The 25,739-nt window shown below is 72.6% G+C and carries 19 protein-coding genes; 13 read left to right on the top strand and 6 right to left on the bottom strand.

All coding sequences use genetic code 11. The annotated features are described in order from the left end of the window. Positions 1 to 67: 67 nt before the first annotated feature. The gene (locus ACFWUY_RS23550; protein WP_384112154.1) at positions 68 to 730 is read right to left on the bottom strand and encodes a DedA family protein; all 663 of its coding nucleotides are present in this window, start codon (positions 728 to 730) and stop codon (positions 68 to 70) included. Between the two features lie 234 nt (positions 731 to 964). On the opposite strand from ACFWUY_RS23550, the gene miaB reads away from it, so the two are divergent. Both miaB and ACFWUY_RS23540 read left to right on the top strand, forming a co-directional pair. Then, positions 965 to 2,494, top strand: coding sequence for a tRNA (N6-isopentenyl adenosine(37)-C2)-methylthiotransferase MiaB (gene miaB / locus ACFWUY_RS23545; protein ID WP_384112151.1), 1,530 nt, complete (start codon positions 965 to 967; stop codon positions 2,492 to 2,494). Positions 2,495 to 2,828: 334 nt separating this feature from the next. Next, complete coding sequence (locus ACFWUY_RS23540; RefSeq protein ID WP_384112149.1) at positions 2,829 to 3,581, top strand: class III extradiol dioxygenase subunit B-like domain-containing protein; 753 nt, start codon at positions 2,829 to 2,831, stop codon at positions 3,579 to 3,581. A gap of 88 nt (positions 3,582 to 3,669) precedes the next feature. Here ACFWUY_RS23540 and ACFWUY_RS23535 read toward each other — a convergent pair whose 3' ends face one another. Together ACFWUY_RS23535 and ACFWUY_RS23530 are read right to left on the bottom strand one after the other, a co-directional pair. Continuing rightward, on the bottom strand, positions 3,670 to 4,080 hold the full coding sequence (locus ACFWUY_RS23535) for an antitoxin (RefSeq protein WP_384112146.1): 411 nt from the start codon (positions 4,078 to 4,080) through the stop codon (positions 3,670 to 3,672). A gap of 69 nt (positions 4,081 to 4,149) precedes the next feature. Beyond that, on the bottom strand, positions 4,150 to 4,515 hold the full coding sequence (locus ACFWUY_RS23530) for a hypothetical protein (protein WP_384112143.1): 366 nt from the start codon (positions 4,513 to 4,515) through the stop codon (positions 4,150 to 4,152). Positions 4,516 to 4,654: 139 nt separating this feature from the next. On the opposite strand from ACFWUY_RS23530, the gene miaA reads away from it, so the two are divergent. The 6 genes from miaA to hflX all read left to right on the top strand — a co-directional run bounded on the left by miaA (position 4,655) and on the right by hflX (position 13,152). After that, entirely contained in the window at positions 4,655 to 5,593 is a 939-nt protein-coding gene (gene miaA / locus ACFWUY_RS23525) for a tRNA (adenosine(37)-N6)-dimethylallyltransferase MiaA (RefSeq protein WP_384112140.1), read from the top strand. 108 nt (positions 5,594 to 5,701) lie between these two features. Next, complete coding sequence (locus ACFWUY_RS23520) at positions 5,702 to 6,208, top strand: hypothetical protein (protein ID WP_384112264.1); 507 nt, start codon at positions 5,702 to 5,704, stop codon at positions 6,206 to 6,208. Between the two features lie 97 nt (positions 6,209 to 6,305). Beyond that, positions 6,306 to 7,214, top strand: coding sequence for a diaminopimelate epimerase (gene dapF / locus ACFWUY_RS23515; RefSeq protein ID WP_384112136.1), 909 nt, complete (start codon positions 6,306 to 6,308; stop codon positions 7,212 to 7,214). 140 nt (positions 7,215 to 7,354) lie between these two features. Continuing rightward, a complete protein-coding gene (locus tag ACFWUY_RS23510; RefSeq protein WP_384112133.1) occupies positions 7,355 to 9,871 on the top strand; it encodes an HD domain-containing protein in 2,517 nt (838 codons plus the stop codon). 163 nt (positions 9,872 to 10,034) lie between these two features. Further along, positions 10,035 to 11,525, top strand: coding sequence for a M1 family metallopeptidase (locus tag ACFWUY_RS23505; RefSeq protein ID WP_384112130.1), 1,491 nt, complete (start codon positions 10,035 to 10,037; stop codon positions 11,523 to 11,525). A gap of 133 nt (positions 11,526 to 11,658) precedes the next feature. Next, the gene (gene hflX / locus ACFWUY_RS23500) at positions 11,659 to 13,152 is read left to right on the top strand and encodes a GTPase HflX (protein WP_384112127.1); all 1,494 of its coding nucleotides are present in this window, start codon (positions 11,659 to 11,661) and stop codon (positions 13,150 to 13,152) included. A gap of 145 nt (positions 13,153 to 13,297) precedes the next feature. Here the strand turns inward: hflX and ACFWUY_RS23495 are convergent, their stop codons facing one another. Both ACFWUY_RS23495 and ACFWUY_RS23490 read right to left on the bottom strand, forming a co-directional pair. Then, on the bottom strand, positions 13,298 to 14,464 hold the full coding sequence (locus ACFWUY_RS23495; RefSeq protein WP_384112124.1) for a trypsin-like serine peptidase: 1,167 nt from the start codon (positions 14,462 to 14,464) through the stop codon (positions 13,298 to 13,300). Between the two features lie 341 nt (positions 14,465 to 14,805). Next, on the bottom strand, positions 14,806 to 15,984 hold the full coding sequence (locus ACFWUY_RS23490; protein WP_384112122.1) for a trypsin-like serine peptidase: 1,179 nt from the start codon (positions 15,982 to 15,984) through the stop codon (positions 14,806 to 14,808). 320 nt (positions 15,985 to 16,304) lie between these two features. Here ACFWUY_RS23490 and ACFWUY_RS23485 point away from each other — a divergent pair, with 320 nt between their 5' ends. The 5 genes from ACFWUY_RS23485 (at position 16,305) to ACFWUY_RS23465 (ending at position 24,703) form a co-directional block, all read left to right on the top strand. Then, on the top strand, positions 16,305 to 17,915 hold the full coding sequence (locus tag ACFWUY_RS23485) for a diaminobutyrate--2-oxoglutarate transaminase family protein (protein ID WP_384112119.1): 1,611 nt from the start codon (positions 16,305 to 16,307) through the stop codon (positions 17,913 to 17,915). 259 nt (positions 17,916 to 18,174) lie between these two features. After that, positions 18,175 to 20,019 (top strand): IucA/IucC family protein, encoded by a 1,845-nt coding sequence (locus ACFWUY_RS23480; RefSeq protein WP_384112261.1) that lies wholly within the window; start codon positions 18,175 to 18,177, stop codon positions 20,017 to 20,019. Positions 20,020 to 20,074: 55 nt separating this feature from the next. Next, a complete protein-coding gene (locus ACFWUY_RS23475) occupies positions 20,075 to 20,758 on the top strand; it encodes a GNAT family N-acetyltransferase (protein WP_384112116.1) in 684 nt (227 codons plus the stop codon). Between the two features lie 61 nt (positions 20,759 to 20,819). Beyond that, complete coding sequence (locus tag ACFWUY_RS23470; RefSeq protein WP_384112113.1) at positions 20,820 to 22,679, top strand: IucA/IucC family protein; 1,860 nt, start codon at positions 20,820 to 20,822, stop codon at positions 22,677 to 22,679. A gap of 50 nt (positions 22,680 to 22,729) precedes the next feature. Further along, positions 22,730 to 24,703, top strand: coding sequence for an ATP-dependent DNA helicase (locus ACFWUY_RS23465; RefSeq protein WP_384112110.1), 1,974 nt, complete (start codon positions 22,730 to 22,732; stop codon positions 24,701 to 24,703). 107 nt (positions 24,704 to 24,810) lie between these two features. Here the strand turns inward: ACFWUY_RS23465 and lexA are convergent, their stop codons facing one another. Further along, complete coding sequence (lexA, locus tag ACFWUY_RS23460; RefSeq protein WP_384112108.1) at positions 24,811 to 25,599, bottom strand: transcriptional repressor LexA; 789 nt, start codon at positions 25,597 to 25,599, stop codon at positions 24,811 to 24,813. Positions 25,600 to 25,739 lie beyond the last annotated feature (140 nt).

The raw sequence follows: 25,739 nt of genomic DNA, 5'->3' as shown, positions 1-25,739 counted from the left end.
CGGCCCGGACAAGATCGCCCGGACGGTACGGGGAGCGGGGCCGTACCGCCCGGGCGGGCACCGGCGGTCACGAGGCGCGCCGGTGCTGGGCCTCGGGCCGCCTGCGCAGCCGGACCGCCACGTAGGCCGCGACGGCCACCACGACGAGGGCCAGGACGGCCTTCGACAGGACGCCGACGTAGGTCTCCACGACGTCCCACTGGTCGCCCAGCCAGTAACCGGCCAGCACCAGGACGCTGTTCCATACGAGGCTGCCGAGCGTGGTGAGCATGATGAACAGGGGCATCGGCATCCGCTCGACCCCGGCCGGCACCGAGACGAGGCTCCGGAAGATCGGCACCATCCTGCCGAGGAAGACCGCCTTGGTGCCGTGCCTGGCGAACCACTCCTCGGTACGGACCAGGTCCGAGGCCTTCACCAGGGGCAGCTTCCCCCAGATCCTGTGCATCCGCTCCCGGCCGAAGAGCACCCCGATCCAGTAGAGCGCCACCGCGCCGGCCACCGAGCCGAGGGTCGTCCAGAACAGTGCCGAGGCCAGGCTCAGCACGCCCTGACCGGCGGCGAAGCCGGTCAGCGGCAGGATGACCTCGCTGGGCAGCGGCGGGAAGAGGTTCTCCAGGGCGATGGCCAGACCGGCTCCCGGACCGCCCATCGTGTCGACGAGACCGGCGGCCCAGCCGGCGACGCCGTCCGCGGGCCGTTGGGCGAGCGCCATGGTCGTGAGGTTCATGAGGGACTCCGAACGAGCGGTGGGAGCGACGCGGGCGGGCGCCCAGCGCTTCGGCCTCCACGCTAGGAACCGCTGCTCAGCGCCGGTATGAGGATGGCCGTCTACCCCGTTGACGTTCTCCGCACCCCGCTCCCTGCGGAAAACCGCAGGACGCGACGTGCCCGGACCTCCGCCGATCACCGGCCGTCCCCGTCCCGGGCGGAGACCCTTCCCGGACCGCCTACCCTTGGACGCATGACGAGCAGCAGCGACCGGAGCACCGCAGTGAGCGTTGACGGCACCAAGACCTACGAGATCCGCACCTACGGGTGCCAGATGAACGTCCACGACTCCGAGCGGCTCTCCGGTCTGCTGGAAGAGGCGGGTTACGTCAGGGCCCCCAAGGGCTCCGACGGAGACGCCGACGTCGTCGTCTTCAACACCTGCGCGGTCCGCGAGAACGCCGACAACAAGCTGTACGGCAACCTCGGCCGGCTCGCCCCCATGAAGACCACGCGCCCCGGCATGCAGATCGCCGTCGGCGGCTGTCTCGCCCAGAAGGACCGGGACACCATCGTCACGAAGGCCCCCTGGGTCGACGTCGTCTTCGGCACGCACAACATCGGCAAGCTGCCCGTCCTCCTGGAGCGCGCCCGCGTCCAGGAGGAGGCCCAGATCGAGATCGCCGAGTCGCTCGAGGCCTTCCCCTCCACGCTGCCGACCCGCCGCGAGTCCGCGTACGCCGCCTGGGTCTCGATCTCCGTCGGCTGCAACAACACCTGCACCTTCTGCATCGTCCCCGCCCTGCGCGGCAAGGAGGAGGACCGCCGGCCCGGCGACATCCTCGCCGAGATCGAGGCGCTGGTCGCCGAGGGCGTCTCCGAGATCACCCTGCTCGGCCAGAACGTCAACGCGTACGGCTCCGACCTCGGCGACCGCGAGGCGTTCTCCAAGCTGCTGCGCGCCTGCGGACAGATCGAGGGCCTGGAGCGGGTCCGCTTCACCTCCCCGCACCCCCGCGACTTCACCGACGACGTGATCGCGGCGATGGCGGAGACGCCGAACGTCATGCCGCAGCTGCACATGCCGCTCCAGTCCGGCTCGGACTCGATCCTCCGGGCGATGCGCCGTTCCTACCGGCAGGAGCGTTTCCTCGGCATCATCGAGAAGGTCCGCGCGGCCATCCCGCACGCCGCCATCTCCACCGACATCATCGTGGGCTTCCCCGGCGAGACCGAGGAGGACTTCGAGCAGACGATGCACACCGTCCGCGAGGCCCGCTTCGCCAACGCCTTCACCTTCCAGTACTCCAAGCGCCCCGGGACCCCGGCGGCCGACATGGAGAACCAGATCCCCAAGGAGGTCGTGCAGGAGCGCTACATGCGGCTCGTCGCCCTCCAGGAGGAGATCTCCTGGGAGGAGAACAAGAAGCAGGTCGGCCGCACCATCGAGGTCATGGTCGCCGAGGGCGAGGGCCGCAAGGACGGCGCCACGGACCGCCTCTCGGGCCGCGCCCCCGACAACCGGCTCGTCCACTTCACCAAGCCGGCCGAGGAGGTCCGCCCCGGCGACGTGGTGACCGTCGGGATCACCTACGCGGCCCCGCACCACCTGCTCGCCGAGGGCCCCGTCGCGTCGGTACGCCGCACCCGCGCCGGTGACGCCTGGGAGAAGCGCACCGCAGCGGCCGCCGCGAAGCCGGCGGGAGTACTCCTCGGACTGCCGAAGATCGGGGTCCCGGAGCCGCTCCCGGCGGCCGAGGTCCCGGCCTGCGGAAGCCACTGACCTGAACGGAACCTGATCACCGGCGCCCCCCGGACGGGGCGAGCGCCGGTGGCCTGGCGCGTGGGTACGCGGGCACACCGGTAGACGGACATGTCGGTGTGTCGACACGCCGATGCGCGGTCGGTACGCGGGTGGCGCCGGGAGGACCGGCGTTCCGGCGTTCCGGCGTTCCGCGCGAGAGTGCCCTGGGCGCCGTGGGCGCCAGGTACGGGGTTGCGCCGGGGCCGGCGTCGCGCGAGTGCGCCGACGGGAGCGCGCGGTGCGTGGGTACGCCGGAGGCGACCGGTGCGTCAGTGAAGCCACTCCGCCGGAGCGGCGCAGTAGGCTGCGGATCATGCTTGTCGCCGCAGCAGTCTGCCCCTGCCCGCCGCTCCTCGTGCCCGAGGTCGCGACCGGCGCCGCCCCCGAACTGGACGCCGCGCGAACGGCCTGCGCGGACGCCGTCGGGCTGCTCGCCGCCGCCCGCCCGGACCGGCTGTACGTCGTGGGGCCCGCGCCCGAGGGCGCGCACGGCGTCTTCCCCGCAGGTTCGGAGGGCTCCTTCGCCGGATTCGGCGTGGACCTCTCCGTACGGCTCGGCGAGACCCCGGCCGGAGACCGCCCGGCCGGCGAAGAACCGGCCGGTGACGCGCCGACTCCCGAACGTCCCCTGCCCGCCTCCCTCGCCGTCGGGGCCTGGCTCCTCGGCCGGGCCGGCTGGGCCGACGCGCCGATCGAGGGCCTGGGCGTCGACGAGGCGGCCACGCCCGGCGTCTGCGCCGGGCTCGGCCGCGGCCTGGCCGCTTCCGCCGAGCGGGTCGCCCTTCTGGTGATGGGCGACGGCAGCGCCTGCCGGACGGTGAAGGCCCCCGGCTACCTGGACGAGCGGGCCGAGGGCTTCGACGCGGAGGCCGCCCGTGCGCTGGGCACGGCTGACGCGGCCGCGCTGCTGGCCCTGGACCCGGAGCTCGCGTACGAGCTGAAGGTGGCGGGCCGCGCCCCCTGGCAGGTCCTCGCGGGCGCCGCCGAGAACGCGGGACTCGACGGCCGGCTGCTCTTCGAGGACGCGCCGTACGGGGTGGGGTACTTCGTCGCGGCCTGGTCCTGAGGGAGCCGGGGCAGAACGACGGACGGCCGCGGAGCGAGGTGCTCCGCGGCCGTCCGCCGTGCGGAGGACTGTCGGGTGACGCCGGCCGTCAGGCGGCGGGCGGCGGTGTCGCACCGCCACTTCCGGGCGCACCGGGCGCACCAGACGTGCCTCCGGCTCCGGGAATGCCACCGGCTCCGGGCGTACCAGGAGTGCCACCGGCTCCGGGCGCACCCGTGGCCCCGGGCGCACCTCCCGCCCCGGGGGCGCCCCCGGCCCCCGGCGTACCGCCGCTTCCGGGGGTGCCGTCGTCCTTGTGACCGATCCGGTCAAGGGCGTCCTTGGCCTTGCCCGTACCGGAATGGATCTTGTCGCTGTACTTGCCCTTGGTCTTCTCGTCGACCAGCTTCGCCGCCCTGTCCAGGCCGTGGTCGATCTTCTCCCCGTGCTGCTGCGCGAGGTCCGCGACCTTGTCCTTGGCCGGGTTGAGCTTGGCCTTGAGCGAATCCAGGAGACCCATGGAGCACCTTCCCTCCGCGGACCCCCGTGGGGTCCGAGTTCCGTGTCCTGCCCCCAGGACCCCGGGGGCCTAGCGACGGGCGTGATCGCCCGCCTCGTTGTCGGCGGCGGCCTCGGCCGACTGCTGCTTCGGGATCTCCACGGACGCCGTGGCGGCCGACCCTGCCACCGCCCCGTCCGCCTCGTCCGCGCCGACGCGCTCGGTGTCCTCCGCACCGTCCGCGCTTTCCGCCACCTCCGCGACCCCGGTCGTCGCCCCGGCCCCGGTCGTGCCTTCCGCCTCCGCCGCTTCGGACGCGACCGCGGCCTCCGGGACGCCCGGCCCGGACTCCGCGTCGCCGTCCTCCGCCGAAGCGACGGTCCCGGCTTCCTCCGACTCCGGCGAGGCCGCCACTACGTCCTTCTTCTTACGACGAAACATTGCAAAAACGCCCATATTCACTCCATAGCGTACTCGGATGGGAGGGATTCCGTGGCGATCGACGGCTGGAACCTCGCAACAGGCAACGAAGTCGATGAGGGGCCGTCACGTAGCTCATTCGGGGACGGGCCGGGAGGTTTGCGAGACTGGGGAGGTGAGAAGCGCAGCTCCCGCCCCGCGGGTCATCGCCGTTGTCGGTCCCACAGCGGCCGGAAAGTCCGATCTGGGTGTATTCCTGGCCCAGCAGCTCGGGGGCGAGGTCGTCAACGCAGACTCGATGCAGCTCTACCGGGGGATGGACATCGGGACGGCCAAACTGGCGCCGGAGGAACGCGGCGGCATCCCGCACCACCTCCTCGACATCTGGGACGTCACCGAGGCCGCCAGCGTCGCCGAGTACCAGCGGCTCGCCCGCGCCGAGATCGACCGGCTGCTCGCCGCCGGCCGCACGCCCGTTCTCGTCGGCGGCTCCGGTCTGTACGTACGGGGGGCCGTCGACGCCCTGGAGTTCCCCGGCACCGACCCGGCCGTCCGGGCGCGCCTGGAGGCCGAGCTGGAGGAGCGCGGCTCCGGCGTCCTGCACGCCCGGCTCGCCGACGCCGACCCCGAGGCGGCCCGCGCGATCCTGCCCAGCAACGGGCGCCGTATCGTCCGGGCCCTCGAGGTGATCGAGATCACCGGCAAGCCGTTCACCGCCAATCTGCCGGGTCCGGACTCCGTCTACGACACCGTGCAGATCGGCGTCGACGTGGCCCGCCCCGAGCTGGACGAGCGGATCGCCACGCGCGTGGACCGGATGTGGGAGGCCGGCCTCGTCGACGAGGTCCGCGCCCTGGAGGCGCGGGGCCTGCGCGAGGGACGCACGGCGGCCCGCGCCCTCGGCTACCAGCAGGTCCTCGCGGCGCTCGCGGGGGAGTGCACCGAGGACGACGCGCGCGCGGAGACCGTGCGTGCGACGAAGCGCTTCGCCCGCCGCCAGGACTCGTGGTTCCGCCGCGACCCGCGCGTCCACTGGCTCAGCGGAGCCGCCGATCACCGGGGGGAACTCCCGGGAGAGGCGCTGTCGTTGGTCGAACGAGCGGTTACAGCCTGATCACGTGATGGCATCGGGACGCCCTGCCCGTCATTCCGGCGGTCAGGAGCGTGCCATCATCGAGCATCGATCGACCAAGTGGAGTCCGAGTGGGGAGGGCGCGTGGCGATGGAGGCCGGCCCTCGCGACAGAGAACAGCACGAAGCGGCGCTCGGTGACCCGACGGGTGAGACGCCGGGCCGCCGTCCGATGGACGGCGACTTCCCGGCCGGCACCCCCGGACTGACCCCCGACGGCCCCGACGACGTGGCGGGCACCGCCGTGGAGGTCGACGCCGACGAGGTCGAGGTCGAGCTTCGTCCCCAGCGCAGGCTGCGGATCTGGCAGCTCGCCCCGATCGTGGGTCTGGCCGCCGTCGGCTCGCTGATGTTCGCGTTCCCGCTCGCCTTCGGCTCGGGGGACGGCGGAGCCGTCCTCGCCATGCTGGGACTGCTGATCAGCTCCTGCGCGGCGGGCTGGGGCATGATGGCCGCCCGCAAGGTCGGCTACACCTGGCCGGGACTTCCGCAGCGAGGCTCGGGCGAGCGCCCGAACTGGCGGTACCTCGCCCTGTACGTGTCGACGACCGCGGCCCTGGTCGCCCTGGCGGTCTGGCGCGTCGCCCGCCTCCGCTGAGAGCGCGGCGAGCACGAGTCCGCCGGCGGCGCCGGTCCGCCGGAGAGCGGGTGGACGCCCAGGCCGCCGGTCGGTGCCACCCCGTACAGTTGATCTCGTGACCAGCGCGCAGACCTCGCCGATCCCCTTCCTCAAGGGCCACGGCACCGAGAACGACTTCGTGATCGTCCCCGACGCGGAGAACGCCGTCGACCTGCCCCCCGCCGCCGTCGCGCGGCTCTGCGACCGGCGGGCCGGCATCGGCGGCGACGGACTGCTGCACGTCGTGCGCAGCGCCGTCCACCCGGACGCCCGGCACCTGGCCGACGAGGCCGAGTGGTTCATGGACTACCGGAACGCCGACGGCTCGGTCGCCGAGATGTGCGGGAACGGAGTCCGGGTCTTCGCCCGCTACCTGCAGCACGCCGGGCACGTCACGGCCGGCGAGGTGGCCGTCGCCACCCGCGGTGGTGTCAAGCGCGTCCACCTCGACAAGGACGGCTCCGTCACCGTCGCCATGGGCCGCGCGGTCCTCCCCGAGGCCGGGGTCACCGTCACCGTCGACGGCCGTAGCTGGCCCGCGCGGAACGTGAACATGGGCAATCCGCACGCGGTCGCCTTCGTCGAGGACCTCGACCACGCCGGCAACCTGTACACCGAGCCGCCGTACGCGCCCGCCGCCGTCTACCCGGACGGTGTGAACATCGAGTTCGTCGTCGACCGCGGACCCCGCCACGTCGCCATGCGGGTCCACGAGCGAGGCGCCGCCGAGACGCGCTCCTGCGGCACGGGCGCGTGCGCCGTCGCCGTCGCCTCCGCCCGCCGGGACGGCGCCGACCCCGCCGAAACCGGCACCCCCGTCACGTACACCGTCGACGTACTCGGCGGGACCCTGATCATCACCGAGCACCCCGACGGACAGATCGACATGACGGGCCCCGCCGTGATCGTCGCCGAGGGCACCGTCGACCCGGCCTGGCTCGCCGGATTCGAAGGAAGCGAAGAAATCGAAACAGTCAACGACTGATTTATCGCTCGAACGGGTGATCCGCTTCACGCTGAGCGAGAGGGCGACTGCGCCACGTGGTGGGGTCGGTAGCATCAAGCACCGGCCCCCCGGGCACGCCTGGCCCGCCCACCGCCGGTCGACGTTGCCGGAGGTGCCCCATGAGCGCAGAGGCCACCAACCCTGTGAGCGCGGCGGAAGCCGCCGTCACCGACACGACTGTCCGCAGACGCGGACGTGCCAGGATCGACCTGCGCCGACTGGGCCGCGCGGCCCTGCTCGGCGCCACCGCCGGGCCCGCGCCCCGCGACCGGCTGCCCGACGCCATCAGCCATGTCGCCGAGGCCCACCGCGCCCACCACCCCGAGGCCGACCTCACGGTGCTGCGGCGGGCGTACGTACTCGCCGAGTCCTCGCACCGGGGCCAGTTCCGCAAGAGCGGCGAGCCGTACATCACCCACCCGCTCGCGGTGACCCTCATCCTCGCCGAACTCGGCGCGGAAACCACCACCTTGACCGCCTCCCTCCTCCACGACACCGTCGAGGACACCGAGGTGACGCTCGATCAGGTACGCCGCGAGTTCGGCGACGAGGTCGCCTACATCGTCGACGGCGTCACCAAGGTGGAGAAGATCGACTACGGCGCCGCCGCCGAACCCGAGACCTTTCGCAAGATGCTCGTCGCCACCGGCAACGACGTCCGGGTGATGTCGATCAAGCTCGCCGACCGGCTCCACAACATGCGCACCCTCGGAGTGATGCGGCCCGAGAAACAGGCCAGGATCGCCAAGGTCACCCGCGACGTCCTCATCCCGCTCGCCGAACGGCTCGGCGTCCAGGCCCTCAAGACCGAGCTGGAGGACCTCGTCTTCGCCATCCTCCACCCCGAGGAGTACGAGACCACCCGCGCGCTCATCGCCGGCACCCCGCACGCGGCCGACGCGCTCGGCGCCGTCGCGGAACAGGCGTCGGCGGTCCTGCGCGAGGCCGGCATCGACGCCGAAGTCCTCGTCCGCCCACGGCACTTCGTCTCCGTCCACCGGGTCCGTCTCAAGCGCGGCGAGCTGCGCGGCTGCGACTTCGGACGGCTCCTCGTCCTGGTCGGCGAGGACGCGGACTGTTACGCGGTCCTCGGCGAGCTCCACACCTGTTTCACCCCGGTGATCTCGGAGTTCAAGGACTTCATCGCGACGCCCAAGTTCAACCTGTACCAGTCCCTGCACACGGCGATCGCCGCCCCCGACGGTGCCGTCGCCGAGGTCCTCATCCGGACCCACCAGATGCACAAGGTCGCGGAGGCGGGGGTCGTCGCCCTCGGCAATCCGTACGTCGGCCAGGAAGCGGCGGGGCAGCCGGGCGGTACCGGCCCGTCGGACACGGCGGGCCGGCCGGCCGCCGCCGCGGACGGGAATGCCGCGCTCGCACCGGCCCGGCGGCCGGGCACCGCGCCTCAGCCGGGCACCCCGCATCGGCCCGTCACGACCGACGGGTCCGTCACGCCCCACGCGTCCGGCACCACCGACCGGTCCGGCTCCCCGGCCGACCGGTCCGGCACCACCGACCGACCTGACTCCACCGCCCGGCAACCCTCCATCACCCAGCAGGTCGCTGCCCCTCATCAGCCTCCCGCCGACCAGCAGAACGCCGCCCCCCACCAGCCCCCCACCACGCAGCGGGACGCCGCCGCCCCGCAGGACACCGCCGTGCCCCCGGCCGAGGACGGCGAGCGTGCGGACCCCACCCGCCCCGGCTGGCTCTCCCGGCTCCTCGACTGGCAGCAGTCCGCCCCCGACCCGGACACGTTCTGGAGCTCGCTCCGCGCCGACCTCGCGGAGGACGACGAGATCACCGTCTTCCGTGCCGACGGCGGCGCCCCCGGAACGATCAGCCTGCCCGCCGGCGCCAGCTGCGTCGACGCCGCCTACGCACAGCACGGCGAAGCCGCCCACGGCTGCCTCGGTGCGCGCGTCAACGGACGCCTCGCTCCGCTGAGCACCGTCCTCGGCGACGGGGACACCGTGCAACTGCTGCTCGCCCAGGACGCCGTGTCCGGACCGTCCCCCGAGTGGCTCGACCACGCCCGTACCCCGGCCGCCCGGATCGCGATCACCCGCTGGCTCCAGGCGCACCCGGAGAGCAGCACGCCCCCCGCCGCCACCACCGGCCCCCGCCCGCCGGCCCACGTCACCGCCGACCGCCGCACCGGCGCGGAGCTCCACGCCGACCTGGAGGGGGAGCCGCGCGCGACCGTCCGTCCGGCCGGCTGCTGCACCCCCGTACCGCCGGACGAGATCACCGGCTTCCGGGTGCGCGGTGGGTCGGTCACGGTCCACCGGACGGGCTGCGCGGCCGTCGACACCATGCGCGGGCTCGGCCGTGATCCCGTCGCCGTCCGCTGGGGCGACACGGCCCAGGGCAGGGTCACCCTGATCGCGGAGTCCTTCGGACGGCCCGGCCTGCTCGCCGACCTCACCGAGGCCATCGCGGTCGCCGGGGCCGCCGTCGTCTCCGCGACCGTCGAGCCGCCGAGCGAGCAGCGGGTCCGTCACACGTACACCCTCCATCTGCCCGACGTGGCCCGGCTCGCGGCCCTGATGCGGGCGATGCGGGACGTGCCGGGCGTCTACGACGTGTCGCGCGCCCGGCACAGGACGTCCGCCGAGCCGCGCCGGGCCTGAGGCGGCGCGCGGGAGCGGGCCCGCCGACCGCCCCCGGCGCACGGGCGCATCACGCGCGCCCCCCCGAGCCGTGACCCCTTCGGGTGGGGTACGAGCGCGCCGCCCGGGGGAGCGGACGGAGCCCTGGTAGCCGTAGGGCCAGTCCTCCGGAAAGGCCTGGTCCATGCCGCTCGTCCGAACCCCCCTGCCCCGCGTGCGGTGGCTCCGCTCCGCCGTCCTGGTCGCCGCGTCGGCGGGGCTCGTCGCCGCCGCGCTGCCCGCCCCGGCGCCGCTCGGCATCGGGGACCCGCTCTTCCCGCACCTCGGCAACCCGGGCTACGACGTCCTCGCGTACGACGTCGACCTCACCTACCGCGGGGTCAACACCGAGCCGCTGGCCGCCGTCACCCGGATCGAGGCGCTCGCCACCGACGACCTGGAACGGCTCAATCTCGACTTCACCCACGGCACGGTCTCCGCCGTCACCGTCGACGACCTGCCCGCCGCGTACACCGGCAGCGGCGAGGACCTGGTCATCACCCCCGCCGTGCCGATCGACGCCGGCGAGCCGATCGAGATCACCGTCACCCACACCAGCGACCCCAGCGGCCCCGCCGACACCGGCGGCTGGGTCCGTACCGGCGACGGGCTCGCCCTGGCCAACCAGGCCGACGCCGCCCACCGCGTCTTCCCGTCCAACGACCACCCGGCGGACAAGGCCCGCTTCACCTTCAGGATCACCGCCCCCAGCGAGCTCACCGCCGTCGCCAACGGACTGCCCGCCGGCCGCGTCACCCACGGCGCCACCACCACCTGGACGTACCGCACCCGCCATCCCATGGCCACCGAGCTCGCCCAGGTCTCCATCGGCCGCTCCACCGTCGTGCACCGGTCAGGACCGCACGGCCTGCCCGTACGGGACGTGGTGCGCACCGCCGACCGGGAGCTCATGGAACCCTGGCTGCGCCGGACCCCCGGACACCTGGAGTGGATGGAGCGGCAGGTCGGCCCGTACCCCTTCGAGACGTACGGGGTGCTCGTCGCGGACGCCGACACGGGCTTCGAGCTGGAGACCCAGACCCTCTCGCTCTTCGAGCGCGGTCTCTTCACGGAACCGGCGTATCCGGAGTGGTACGTCGACTCGATCATGGTGCACGAGCTGGCCCACCAGTGGTTCGGCGACAGCGTCTCGCCCCGGACCTGGTCCGACCTGTGGCTCAACGAGGGGCACGCCAGCTGGTACGAGGCGCTGTACGCCGAGGAGACCGCCGGGAGGTCCCTGGAGGCGCGCATGAAGGCCGCCTACGCCGCCTCGGACGAGTGGCGGGCCGACGGCGGCCCCCCGGCGGCCCCCGAGCCCCCCTCTCCCACCCACAAGATCAGCCTCTTCCGGCCCGTCGTCTACGACGGCAGCGCCCTCGTCCTCTACGCGCTCCGCCAGGAGATCGGCACCGAGGCCTTCGGGCGCCTCGAGCGCCGCTGGGTCGCCGACCACCGGGACGGCAACGCCACGACCGCCGACTTCGTCGCCCTGGCCTCCGAGATCGCGGGACGGGACCTCACCGCCTTCCTCCACGCCTGGCTGTACGAGGCGAGGACACCGGCGATGCCCGGGCACCCGGACTGGCGCAGCCGCCCGGCCGGGGCCGCGAAGACCGCCCCGAAACCCGGATGACGGGCCCGGCGGGGCCGTGTCACCATCGTCGGGTCGGCGACGCGGCCGACCGCCCGGGAATCTTCCGGCGGTCGCACGCGTTGTGACGACATCAGACTCATCGCTTCATCGAAGCAATCGACGTAAGGACCAAATGACCTCCTCTTCTTCCCCTTCCCAGGACGAGCAGAGCTTCGCGGAGACGAGCCGTACCGAGAGCCTTCGGGCCGATGCCCTGATGGAAGAGGACGTCGCCTGGAGCCACGAGATCGACGGGGATCGGGACGGCGACCAGTTCGACCGCTCCGAGCGCGCGGCCCTCCGCCGCGTCGCCGGCCTCTCCACCGAGCTCGAGGACGTCACCGAGGTCGAGTACCGCCAGCTGCGCCTTGAGCGTGTCGTGCTGGTCGGCGTATGGACCTCGGGGACCGTCCAGGACGCGGAGAACTCCCTCGCGGAACTCGCGGCCCTCGCCGAGACGGCGGGTGCCCTCGTACTCGACGGCGTGATCCAGCGCCGTGACAAGCCGGACCCGGCGACCTTCATCGGCTCCGGCAAGGCACGCGAACTGCGCGACATCGTGGTCGAGACCGGCGCCGACACCGTCGTCTGCGACGGCGAGCTCAGCCCAGGCCAGCTCATCGCCCTCGAAGACGTCGTCAAGGTCAAGGTGGTCGACCGGACCGCCCTGATCCTCGACATCTTCGCCCAGCACGCCAAGTCCCGAGAGGGCAAGGCGCAGGTCGCGCTCGCGCAGATGCAGTACATGCTGCCGCGCCTGCGCGGCTGGGGTCAGTCGCTCTCCCGGCAGATGGGTGGCGGCGGCGGTGGCGGCATGGCCACCCGTGGTCCCGGTGAGACCAAGATCGAGACCGACCGGCGCCGCATCCGCGAGAAGATGGCGAAGATGCGCCGGGAGATCGCGGAGATGAAGACCGGCCGCGACATCAAGCGACAGGAACGGCGCCGCAACAAGGTGCCGTCGGTCGCCATCGCCGGCTACACCAACGCGGGCAAGTCGTCCCTGCTCAACCGGCTCACCGGCGCGGGCGTGCTCGTGGAGAACGCGCTGTTCGCCACGCTCGACCCGACCGTCCGCCGGGCCGAGACGCCCACCGGCCGGATCTACACCCTGGCCGACACCGTCGGCTTCGTCCGGCACCTGCCGCACCACCTGGTCGAGGCGTTCCGCTCCACCATGGAGGAGGTCGGCGACTCCGACCTCATCCTGCACGTGGTGGACGGCTCGCACCCGGCCCCGGAGGAGCAGCTGGCCGCCGTGCGCGAGGTCTTCCGGGACGTCGGCGCGGTGAACGTCAAGGAGATCGTCGTCGTCAACAAGGCGGACGCCGCGGACCCGCTGGTGCTCCAGCGTCTGCTGCGGATGGAGAAGCACTCCATCGTGGTCTCGGCCCGCTCGGGCCAGGGCATCGAGGAGCTGCTCGCGCTCATCGACTCCGAGCTTCCCCGCCCGCAGGTCGAGCTCGAAGCCCTCGTGCCGTACACGCACGGCGGGCTGGTCTCACGGGTGCACGCCGAGGGCGAGGTCGAGTCCGAGGAGCACACCCCGGAGGGCACCCTGCTCAAGGCCCGGGTGCACGAGGAGCTCGCGGCGATGCTCGCGCCGTACGTTCCCGCCGCGCACTGACCCACGGCCGAACTGAACGACGAGGGCGCTGTCCTCCTCCCGTCACGGGAGGAGGACAGCGCCCTCGGTCATGTGCCGTGGACCAGTCCCGCCGCCACCAGTCCCGTGGATTCGGCGCTGTGGACGGGTGCCGTGGAGCCGTGCGTCAGCGGGCGAACTTCTTGCTGACCATCTCGTGGGCCGCCTTGGCGCCCCGGCCCAACTGCGGTCCGGCAAGCCAGCCGCTGCTGCCGGCCGGGCCGATCGAGGTGTTCGACACGAGCGCCGTCCTGCCGTTCGGCATCACGCGGAACCAGCCGCCGCCCGAGGAGCCGGCGGTCATCGTGCACCCGATCCGGTACATCGTCGGAGTGGCCGGAGCCGTCGTCAACCGCGTCGCCCGGTCGAGACACTTGTGCATGATCATGCCGTTGAACGGCGGCGCCGCCGGGTAGCCCCAGGCGCCCACCGTCCCGGCGCCCGCGGGCGCCGGCGCGGAGAAGTCGACCGGCAGCGCGGCGCCGACGGTCTCCTCCAGGGACTTGCCGCCCCGCTGCGGCTTCACGTGCAGCACGGCGTAGTCGTACGGCCAGGCCTGGTTGGAACCGCCCGACTTGATCCACTCACCCGAGGTCACGGCCCAGTCCGCCCAGTACTGGCCGTACGGGTACACCTCGTGCGGCTTGGCGCTGTTGAGCGCCGCCGGGGACTTGCCCAGGTCGTTGAAGGCCGGGACGAAGGTGATGTTGCGGTACCAGCCGCCGCGCTTGCCCGCGTGGACACAGTGGCCCGCCGTCCAGACCAGGTTGGACTTCCCGGGCCGGCGCGGGTCCTTCACGATGGTGCCGGAGCAGACCATGTGGCCCTGGGGAGAGTCGAAGAAGATCTTTCCGACCGGGGCCGCGTTGCGGTGGTACGGCGTCTTCTCGCGCTGTGCCTTGACGGGGCGGGGCGTCGGGTCGCTGCCGCCGCCTCCGGCCTGCACGGTGATCGTCGGGTCCGGGCTCTTCGCCGACTGCATGCGCGCCGGGTCCCAGAGGTCCTCGATCACCGGGTTGACGAAGTCCTCGGCCTCACGGAGCCAGGTCTCCGTGTTCCAGTTCTTCCATTCGCCGTCCTTCCACTTGCCCAGGTCGACGCCGTGCTTCTTGAGCTTGTCGGCGAGGTCCTTGGTGAGGTCGGCTTCGTCGCCGCCGGTGGCCGGCGCGGAGCTTCCGGCCCCGTCGGCCGGCTTGTTCGCGGCCGGGGTCTCGGTGGGGCCGCAGGCCGTGGCGGTCAGCGCGAGCGCGGTGACCAGGCCCAGGGCGGCGGGCAGGAGTCGTACAGAACGCATGTGGTGAATTCCCCCTGAGATGATTCCGCGCCCGGAGCGGCCACGTGTTCCGGCGCGTTCTCGCCTTGACGTTGCCATGGACGCGTCACTTGCGGTGCACAGTACGCCGGTCGGACCGGACACGGATGGGACACGGGCGCCATGGGACACGGACGCCATGAGACGCGGCCGGTCATGAGACGCGGGTGGGCCGTGAGGCGCTGGGCGATCACGACCCGGGCCCGTACTTCCGCACCCGGGCCGTACTCCCATGTCCGGCCGTACTCCCGTATTCGGGCCGTGCTCCCGGCCCGGATACGGGAGAGGCGGGGCCCGAGGCCCCGCCTCCCGCCGTACCGCGCCTACTGCCCGGCGTACTTCTTGCTGACCTCGTCGAAGATGGCCTTCGCCTCGGCCCCGAGGCGCGGACCGGCGAGCCAGCCCGCCGTCGACGGGCCGATCGAGGTGTTCGACACCAGAGCCGGCTTGCCGTCGGCGCCCGTGGCGACCCAGCCGCCACCGGACGAACCACCGGTCATCGTGCAGCCGATGCGGTACATCGTCGGCTGCTCCGCCTTCAGGGACAGCCGGCCCGGCTTGTCCTCGCACTGGAACATCTTCTGGCCGTCGAACGGCGGCGCCGCCGGGTAACCGGTCGCCTCCAGGTTCTCGATCTTCGGCACCGCGGGCGCGTTGAAGTTCACCGGGAGGGCCGAACCGACCGTCTCCTCGAGGGACTTGCCCGAGCTGCCCTTCTCCGGGGTGACGTGGATGACCGCGAAGTCGTAGGGAGCGCCCGCCCCGCCGGTGGACGCGCCCTGGGCGATCCACTGGTCGGAGGTCTTGACCCAGTCCGCCCACCACACGCCGTACGGGGCGACCTGCTCCCGCGTCGCCTTCTCCAGGTCGGCGGTCGACAGCGCGGCGTCGTTGTACGAGGGTACGAAGGCGATGTTGCGGTACCAGCCGCCCTGCTTGCCCTTGTGCACGCAGTGGCCGGCCGTCCACACCATGTTCGACTTGCCCGGGTGCGCCGGGTCCTGCACGACCGTGGCCGAGCAGACCATCGAGCCCTCGGGGCCGTCGAAGAAGACCTTCCCGGACTCCGGGGCGCTGTCGTGGTACTTCGGTGCCACGGCCTTCGCCCGCACCGCGTCCGGCGTCGGGTCGGTCACGCCCTCGTCGCCCGAGATGTCCTCCTCCTCGACCGGCTTGTCGGGACGCTCGGCGTCCCGCATCCGGTCCGGGTCCCAGAGGTCCTCGATGATCGGGTTGACGAAGTCCTTGGCCTCACGCAGCCACTTGTCGCGGTCCCAGTTCTTCCACTCGCCGTCGCGCCACTTGTCGACGTCGATCCCGTGCTCCTTCAGGCGCTCCTTCAGGTCCTCCGGAATCTTGATCTTGTCGGCCGGGTTCTGGGCGGTCGCGGGCGCGCTGGGCTTGTCTCCCGCGTTCTCCTCGCTCGGCCCGCAGGCCGTAACGGTGAGCGTCAGCGCCGCGACGGCGGAAGCCGCCATCAGCAGCGGACGAATCGATCGCATCTCGTGATCCCCCTGGGACTACGTCAACTTGTGCATGGACGAACAGCGGCCGTGCCCGCACGGGCAGCGACCGGCGGCCCCCACTATGCCGGTGCCGGAGGGGACGGTACGCGGCCCGTCGCCGGTTCCGGCCATGGTTCGGTCGTTGCCGTGCCGTGATCCGGGACACGCCAAGTTCTTGCCTCCGGCCCGTGATCCCGGGCAGTTCGCGTCGTTGGTACGTACGGGGGACACAACGGTGGCGTTCAGGGCGGCCCTTGCGGCGGCTCCACGACGCCCCGATGTGCAACGCAACTGTTACAGCGGGAGGACACCGAGCCGTGGCCGTGACCGAATCAGCTCCGGCCGTCCCACCGGCCGCGCGGACGCAGACCCGGACGCCCGACGGGCCCGACGGCGACCCGCCCGGCGCGGCCGGCACCGGGGCGCACGACCCGACGGTCCGGGACACCCCGAACCAGGACGGCCCGAACCGGAGCGCCCCGAACCGGGACAGCCCGGGCAAGGCGGCCCCGAACCAAGGGGCTCCTGTCCACGCGGCTCCGGGCCCGGGCGGTGGCGGATACGAGGGGATCCTGCGCCGGCAGACCCAGCGCGAGTCCGCCGCCCGCACCTACGCCCGCTCCCTGCCCATCGTCCCCGTGCGGGCCCGTGGGCTGACCATCGAGGGCGCCGACGGCCGCCGCTACCTCGACTGCCTGTCCGGCGCCGGGACGCTCGCCCTCGGGCACAACCACCCCGTCGTCCTGGAAGCCATCAAGAAGGTCCTCGACTCGGGCGCACCGCTCCACGTCCTCGACCTCGCCACCCCCGTGAAGGACGCCTTCACCTCCGAGCTGTTCGCCACCCTTCCGGGCGAACTCGCCGACAACGCCCGCGTCCAGTTCTGCGGGCCGGCCGGCACCGACGCCGTCGAGGCGGCCCTCAAGCTCGTCCGTACCGCCACCGGCCGCAGCGGCCTCCTCGCCTTCACCGGCGCCTATCACGGCATGACGGCCGACGCCCTCGCCGCCTCGGGCGGAGCCACCGACGTCCGCGTCACCCGGCTGCCCTACCCGCAGCAGTACCGCTGCCCCTTCGGCGTCGGCGGCGCCCGCGGCGCCCAACTGGCCGCCCGCTGGACCGAGACCCTCCTCGACGACCCCAAGAGCGGCGTCACCGCCCCCGCCGGAATGATCGTCGAGGTCGTCCAGGGCGAAGGCGGAGTCATCCCCGCACCCGACGACTGGATGCGCCGGATGCGCCGGATCACCGCCGACCGCTCCATCCCCCTCGTCGTCGACGAGGTGCAGACCGGTGTCGGCCGCACCGGCGCCTTCTGGGCCGTCGAGCACAGCGGCGTCGTGCCCGACGTGATGGTCCTCTCCAAGGCCATCGGCGGCTCCCTCCCCCTCGCCGTCATCGTCTACAGGTCCGAGCTCGACGCCTGGGAGCCCGGCGCCCACGCGGGCACCTTCCGCGGCAACCAGCTCGCCATGGCCGCGGGCGCGGCCACCCTCGCGTACGTCCGGGAGAACAAGCTCGCCGAACGGGCCGGCGTCCTCGGCGACCGCATCCTCGGCCATCTCAGGGGCCTCGCCGCCGCCCACCCCTGCGTCGGCGACGTCCGCGGCCGAGGCCTCATGATCGGCGTCGAACTCGTCGACCCCGAAGCGGCGGGACCCGACGAGCCCGTCCCACCCGCCGCGCCCGCCCTGGCCCTCGCCGTCCAGCAGGAGTGCCTCGCCCGCGGACTCATCGTCGAACTCGGCGGCCGTCACTCCGCGGTGGTGCGGCTCCTGCCCCCGCTCACCCTCACCGACGAGCAGGCCACCGCCGTGCTTGACCGCTTCGCCGACGCCTTGGCCGCGGCCGAACGGGCCCACACCCCCCAGCTGCCCGCCGCCCGCCGGGCCACGGCCCCCCGGACCGCCCCCGGGCCGTCCCACTGATCCGGACCGCCCCCGGCCCCACCCCCAAGGAAGCCCCGTGAACGCCACGCCCCCCTCCCCGGCGCCCGAGACCGCCCCCCGCGCCATCAAGGAACTCGCCTCCCAGGTCCTCACCCCCGAGGCGCGTGACTTCCCGCCGCTGACCCCCGAGGCACTCGCCGCCCGCCCCCGGGGCAACGCCGAAACCATCCGCACCGAACGCACCACCCCCGAACCCGGTACTCCCGCCGAATTCGGTACTCCCGCGCCCGGTACCTCTGTGTGCGATGCCTCCCCACACGGCACCGCGGCGTCCGGCACCACCGCGTCCGGTGGCGCCGACCCCACCGTCCCGCGCCAGCACGCCGGCCCGTGCGACCCCCGGCCGCACCGCCCGGCCACCGCCGCCGATCCCCTGGACGACCCCGACCCCCAACGTGCCGCCGACGCGGCCGCCGTCGAGAACCTCCTCCGCTGCTGGGTACGGGAGAAGAACCTTCCCGCACCCGGCTCCACCACCCTGCGCATCGCCCTCGACGCCAGCGGCACCGCTCTCCTCGTCCCCGTCCGCTACTGGTCGCCCACCGGCTGGCACCGCTTCGGCGCCCCCGCCCTCGAAGGGCTCCCGGTCACCGCACCGACCGTCGACGCCGTGACCGTGGCCGCCCTGATCAGCCGGGAGACCGGCCGTTCCGAGGGCACCGAACTCGTCGGCAGGGTCGCCGACTCCGTCCGCCGCACCGCCGACTTCCTCACCGAGCGCCGTCACCGGCCCCAGCCGCACCCGGACGCCGACCTCTTCCTCGCCGCCGAGCAGTCCCTCCTGCTGGGCCACCCCCTCCATCCCACGCCCAAGAGCCGCGAAGGCCTCTCCGAGGCAGAGGCCCGTCTCTACTCACCCGAACTGCACGGCTCCTTCCCACTCCACTGGCTCGCCGTCGACCACTCCCTCCTGGCCTCCGACTCCGGCTGGACCGAACAGGGCCGTCCCGTCACCGCGGAGCAACTCGCCTCCGGCCTCGCCGAGGGACTTCCGCTCCCCACCGGCACCGCACCCCTCCCCGTGCACCCCTGGCAGGCCCGCGAGCTCCTGAACCGCCCCGACATCCGCACCCTCCTCGACGCCGGGCTCCTGCACGACCTCGGCCTCCACGGCAGTCCGTGGCACCCCACCTCCTCCGTCCGCACCGTGCACCGCCCCGGCGCACGGGCCATGCTCAAGCTCTCCCTGGGCCTGCGCATCACCAACTCCCGCCGGGAGAACCTCCGCAAGGAACTCCACCGCGGCGTCGAGGTCCACCGGCTGCTCCGCACCGGCCTCGTCGACGAGTGGCAGGCCGCCCACCCGGGCTTCGACATCGTCCGCGACCCCGCCTGGCTCGCCGTCGACACCCCGGACGGCACCCCCGTCCCGGGACTCGACGTCATGATCCGCCACAACCCCTTCGGGCCCGGCGACGACGCCGTCTGCATCGCCTCCCTCACCGCCCCCCGCCCCTGGCCCGGGGCCACCACCATGCGCTCACGCCTCGCCGACGTCATCGGCCGGCTGGCCGCCCGCACAGGCCGCCCCCTCACGGCCGTCTCCGCCGAGTGGTTCCTGCGCTACCTCGACCAGGTCGTCCGCCCCGTCCTCTGGCTCGACGGACACGCCGGCATCGCCCTGGAAGCCCACCAGCAGAACACCCTGGTGCTCCTCGACCCCGACGGCTGGCCGGTCGGCGGCCGCTACCGCGACAATCAGGGCTACTACTTCCGAGAGTCCCACCGGAGCGAGCTGGAGCACCGGCTCCCCGGCATCGGAGCCGACAGCGACACCTTCGTCTCCGACCAGGTCACCGACGAGCGCTTCGCCTACTACCTCGGCATCAACAACGTCCTCGGTCTGATCGGCGCCTTCGGCGCCCAGCACCTCGCCGACGAGCGCGTCCTGCTCGCCGCCTTCCGCAGCTTCCTCACCTCCGCCACCAGCCTGGGCTCGCCCCTGCCGCACCGCCTCCTGGAGGCCGCGACCCTGCGCAGCAAGGCCAACCTCCTCACCCGCCTGCACGGCATGGACGAACTCGTCGGCCCCGTCGACACCCAGTCCGTCTACGTCACCGTCACCAACCCCCTCCGTCCCTGAGCCCGCCCGCCGGGGACCCACGCCCCGCCCGCACCGCCGAGAGGAGAGCGACACCGTGTCACCCGCCCGCCCGCCGGCCGACCCACCCGGCGACGACACCCTCGATCTGAGGCTCGACGACCTCGTCGCCCTCCTCGAAGGCGGTCACGACGCCGAAGTCCTCGACGGCGACCTGCTGGACTCCGTCGCCTCCTGGGACCCGGCGCACACCCCCGTCGGCACCTTCCGGCTCGTCCCCGTCCGACTCGAAAGGGACCTGCCGCTCCTCGCCCGGTGGATGAACGACCCAGCCGTCGCCGCTTTCTGGGAGCTGGCCGGACCCGAGGCCGTGACCGCCGAGCACATCCGCGCCCAACTCGAAGGCGACGGCCGCAGCGTTCCCTGCCTCGGCGTCCTCGACTCCACACCCATGAGCTACTTCGAGATCTACCGCGCCGACCTCGACCCGCTCGCCCGGCACTACCCGGTCCGCCCCCACGACACCGGTATCCACCTGCTGATCGGAGGCATCACCGACCGAGGCCGCGGCGTCGGCACCACACTTCTGCGCGCCGTCGCCGATCTCGTCCTCGACCACCGTCCCCGATGCACCCGTGTCGTCGCCGAACCCGACATCCGTAACACCCCCTCCGTCTCGGCCTTCCTCAACGGCGGCTTCCGCTATGCGGCGGAAGTCGACCTCCCCGACAAGCGAGCGGCACTCATGATGCGTGACCGCACCCTCCGTCACGTTCTGTGACCAGCCCTCTGTCTTCTATACACCGCTCGGCCCAGAGCGGTTCCCACTCCGAGGAGTCCTCGTGTCGATATCCCCTGCACCCCACGACTCCGCACAGCCCGTCCCGTCCGCACAGTCCGTCCCGTCTCCCACGGCCGAACCGGCGCCCGCACCCGAGCTGCACGTACCCCCCGAGCTGAACGCGGCCACCTGGGCCCGGGCCTCGTCCCGCCTCCTCGCCAAGGCACTCGCCGAGTTCGCCTACGAGGAGATCGTGGATCCCGTCCCCCTTCCCGCCGCCGACGACGAACCCGACCGCCACGCCCTGCGCCTCGACGACGGGACCACCCTCACCTTCCGGGCCCGCCGAGGCGCCTACGACAGCTGGCACGTCGCACCCGGCTCGATCACCCATCAGGGCCGGCCCATGACGGACCCCTTCGACTTCCTGGTCCGCGCCCGCCGACTGCTCCAGCTCGACGGCGCCACCCTCGGTCATCTCATCCGCGAGCTCTCCGCCACCCTCGCCGCCGACGCCCGCCTCGACCACACGGCCCTCACCGCCGCCCGGCTCGCCGACCTCTCGTACGCGGAACTCGAAGGCCACCAGACCGGCCACCCCTGGCTCGTCCTCAACAAGGGGCGCATCGGCTTCTCGGCCACCGACGCCGCCCGCTGGGCCCCCGAGGCCCGGCGCGCCACCCGGCTGCCGTGGATCGCCGTCAGCAACCGCATCGCCGCCTACCGGGGCGTGACCGGCCTCGACACCCCCGACCGCCTCTACGCCCAGGAGCTCGATCCCGAGGTCCATGCCGCCTTCCGCGCCGAGCTGACCGCCCGCGGCCACGAGCCCGACGGATATCTCCTGCTGCCCGTCCACCCCTGGCAGTGGGACGAGGTCCTGCTGCCCCTCTACGCCCCGGCCGTCGCCGCCGGCGCCGTCGTCCCGCTCGGCGCCGACGGCGACCTCAGACTGCCGCAGCAGTCGGTCCGTACCTTCCTCAACACCAGCAGCCCCGACCGGCACACCGTCAAGCTTCCGCTGTCGGTGCTCAACACCCTCGTCTGGCGCGGACTGCCCACCGAACGGACCCTCGCCGCACCCGCCGTCACCGCCTGGGTCCACGGCCTGCGCGACGCCGATCCGTTCCTGCGGGACGAATGCGGGGTGATCCTCCTCGGTGAGGTCGCCTCCGTCACCGTCGAGCACCCCCTGTACGACCGGCTGCCCGAAGTCCCGTACCAGTACAAGGAACTCCTCGGCGCGATCTGGCGCGAACCGCTCAGGCTGCCCCCGGGCGAGCGGGCCCGCACGCTCGCCTCCCTGCTCCACACGGACCCCGACGGGCGGGCGTTCGTCGCGGAACTCGTCGAACGCTCCGGACTCGCCCCCGCCGTCTGGCTCCAGCACCTCTTCGCGGCCCTGCTGCCCCCGCTGCTGCACTTCCTCTACCGGTACGGCACGGTCTTCTCCCCGCACGGCGAGAACGCCATCGTCGTCTACGACGGCCAGGACGTGCCCGTACGCCTGGCGATCAAGGACTTCGTCGACGACGTGAACATCAGCGCCCAGCCGCTTCCCGAGCACGACACCCTGCCGGACGACGTCCGTGCCGTCCTGCTGACCGAGCAACCCGACTTCCTCGTCCAGTTCATCCATTCGGGGCTCTTCGTCGGTGTCTTCCGCTACCTCGCACCGCTCTGCGAGGAACAACTCGAAGTGCCCGAAAAGGATTTCTGGGCCCTCGTCCGCGCGGAGATCCTCCGCCACCAGGGGCGCTTTCCCGAGCTGAAGGAAAGGTTCGAGCTCTTCGACCTCCTCACCCCCCGGATCGAGCGGCTCTGTCTCAACCGCAACCGTCTGCACCTGGACGGCTACCGGGACCGTCCCGAGCGCCCCCACGCGGCCGTCCACGGGACCGTCCCCAACCCGCTCGCGTGAGGCACGCGCGTGACCCTGCTGTCGGTGGCGCACCTTAGGGTGGGAGGGCTATGACGAAGCCATCCCTTCCCGACCTCCTCCACGCCGCCGTCTCCGCCGTCGGCGGCACGGAGCGGCCCGGCCAGGTCACCATGGCCGAGGCCGTGGCCGAGGCCATCGACGACAACTCCCACCTCCTCGTCCAGGCCGGTACGGGCACGGGCAAGTCACTCGGCTACCTGGTGCCGGCGCTGGCCCAGGGGGAGCGGGTGGTGGTGGCCACGGCCACCCTGGCGCTGCAGCGCCAGCTCGTCGAGCGTGATCTTCCGCGGACGGTCGAGGCGCTGCATCCGCAGCTGCGCCGCCGCCCGCAGTTCGCCATGCTCAAGGGCCGGTCGAACTACCTCTGTCTGCACCGGCTCCACGAGGGCGTTCCGCAGGACGAGGAGGACGGCCTGTTCGACCCGTTCGAGGCGGCCGCGCCCACCAGCAAGCTGGGGCAGGACCTGATGCGGCTCCGGGACTGGTCGGACGAGACGGAGACCGGGGACCGGGACGACCTGACGCCGGGCGTCTCGGACAAGGCATGGGCCCAGGTCTCGGTCTCCTCCAGGGAGTGCCTGGGCGCGAGCAAGTGCGCGTACGGGGCGGAGTGCTTCGCCGAGGCGGCGCGTGAGCGTGCCAAGCTCGCCGATGTGGTCGTCACCAACCACGCTCTGCTCGCCATCGACGCGATCGAGGGCGCCCCGGTGCTCCCGCAGCACGAGGTGCTGATCGTCGACGAGGCCCATGAGCTGGTCTCCCGGGTCACCGGGGTCGCCACCGGCGAGCTCACCCCCGGCCAGGTGAACCGCGCCGTGCGCCGGTCCGCGAAGCTCGTCGACGAGAAGGTCGCCGACCAGCTGCAGACCGCCGCCGAGGGCTTCGAGCGGGTCATGGAGCTGGCCCTGCCGGGGCGCCTGGAGGAGATCCCGGAGGACCTCGCGTACGCGCTGATGGCGCTGCGGGACGCGGCCCGCGCGGTGATCACGGCCCTGGGGTCCACCCGGGACCGGTCCGTGCAGGACGAGGACGCCGTGCGGAAGCAGGCCATGGCCTCGGTGGAGTCCGTCCACGGTGTCGCGGAGCGGATCACCCAGGGTTCGGAGTACGACGTCGTCTGGTACGAGCGTCACGACCGTTTCGGGGCCTCGCTGAGGGTCGCGCCGCTGACCGTCTCGGGGCTGCTGCGGGAGAAGCTGTTCACGGAGCGGTCCGTGGTGCTGGCCTCGGCCACGCTCAAGCTGGGCGGCGACTTCAACGGCGTGGGGGCCTCGCTCGGCCTTGCCCCCGAGGGCACCACGGGTGACGACCTGCCGGTCTGGAAGGGCATCGACGTCGGCTCCCCGTTCGACTATCCCAAGCAGGGCATTCTCTATGTCGCCAAGCACCTCTCCCGCCCCGCCCGTGACGGGGACCGCGGCGACATGCTGGACGAGCTGACCGAGCTGATCCAGTCGGCCGGAGGGCGGACCCTCGGTCTGTTCTCGTCCATGCGGGCGGCACAGCAGGCTGCGGAGGAGCTGCGGACCCGCGTTCCGGAGTTGCCGATCCTGCTCCAGGGCGAGGACACGCTGGGCGAGCTGATCAAGAACTTCGCCGCAGACCCGAAGACCTGTCTCTTCGGGACGCTGTCGCTCTGGCAGGGCGTGGACGTCCCGGGGGCCAGTTGTCAGCTGGTCGTCATGGACAAGATCCCGTTCCCGCGCCCGGACGACCCGCTGATGAGCGCTCGTCAGAAGGCTGTCGAGGAGGCCGGTGGAAACGGCTTCATGGCGGTCGCGGCGACCCACGCGGCGCTGCTGATGGCGCAGGGCGCCGGCCGGCTCGTGCGGGCGACGGGCGACCGGGGCGTCGTGGCGGTCCTCGACCCCAGGCTGGCCACAGCCAGGTACGGCAGCTATCTGAAGGCCTCGCTGCCCGATTTCTGGTACACGACCGATCGCAACCAGGTACGGAAGTCGCTCGCGGCCATCGATGCCGCGTCGAAGGCCGCGGGTGGCTGAGGCCCGTCAACGCCGACCCCGGCAACGCGCCGGGGCCTTCCGGACATGGCAGGGCCCCGGAACCGGCGCAGGGGGTCCCGGGGCCCGGTCAGAGCCGGCGAGGTGTGTCACACCCGCCGCAGCACCGCCACCACCTTGCCGAGGATGGTGGCCTCGTCGCCGGGGATCGGCTGGTACGCCGCGTTGTGCGGAAGCAGCCAGACGTGACCGTCCTCGCGCTTGAAGCGCTTGACCGTGGCCTCGCCGTCCAGCATGGCGGCGACGATGTCGCCGTTCTCCGCGACGGGCTGGCGGCGGACGGTGACCCAGTCGCCGTCGCAGATGGCGGCCTCGATCATCGAGTCGCCGACGACCTTGAGGACGAACAGCTCGCCGTCGCCGACCAGCTGTCGGGGGAGGGGGAAGACGTCCTCGACGGACTCTTCGGCCAGGATCGGGCCGCCGGCGGCGATCCGGCCGACCAGGGGCACGTAGGACGCGGCGGGCTTGCCCGTGGTGTCCGTCGGCTGGGTGCTCGGCTGGTCGGAGCCGCGCACCTCGTACGCCCGTGGCCGGTGGGGGTCGCGGCGGAGGAAGCCCTTGCGTTCGAGCGCCATGAGCTGGTGCGCCACCGAAGAGGTGCTGGAGAGGCCGACCGCCTGCCCGATCTCACGCATCGACGGCGGGTAGCCGCGCCGCTGGACCGAGTCGCGGATGACTTCGATGACCCTGCGCTGCCGGTCGGTGAGACCGGAGCTGTCGGCGCGGATGCCTGGAGGTCGCCCGGGGAGGGCGCGGGCAGGTCGCCCGGGGTCCTCGCCGTTCATGCTCACTTCATTCATGGCGTGTACCGGCTCGAGTCGGCCCTGGGAGCGGTCCTGGGCGGTGATGGTGGCACTGTCTGCGGTGGTGGTCACGTCGTCGGCCCCTCTCGAATTGTCTCCCTGGCTGGCACAACGGTAGTAGCTTTCGAAAGGTTGCGCCAAACACACGTTCGAGTGAAAATTCGCAGATTGGCTTACGTGTGTACGCGTACGGGTGTATGAGCACCTCGCGC

Origin of the sequence: Streptomyces sp. NPDC058664 (assembly GCF_042716635.1) — a bacterium.
Taxonomy (GTDB): Bacteria; Actinomycetota; Actinomycetes; order Streptomycetales; family Streptomycetaceae; genus Streptomyces.
This window is presented reverse-complemented; position numbering and strand designations above follow the sequence as displayed.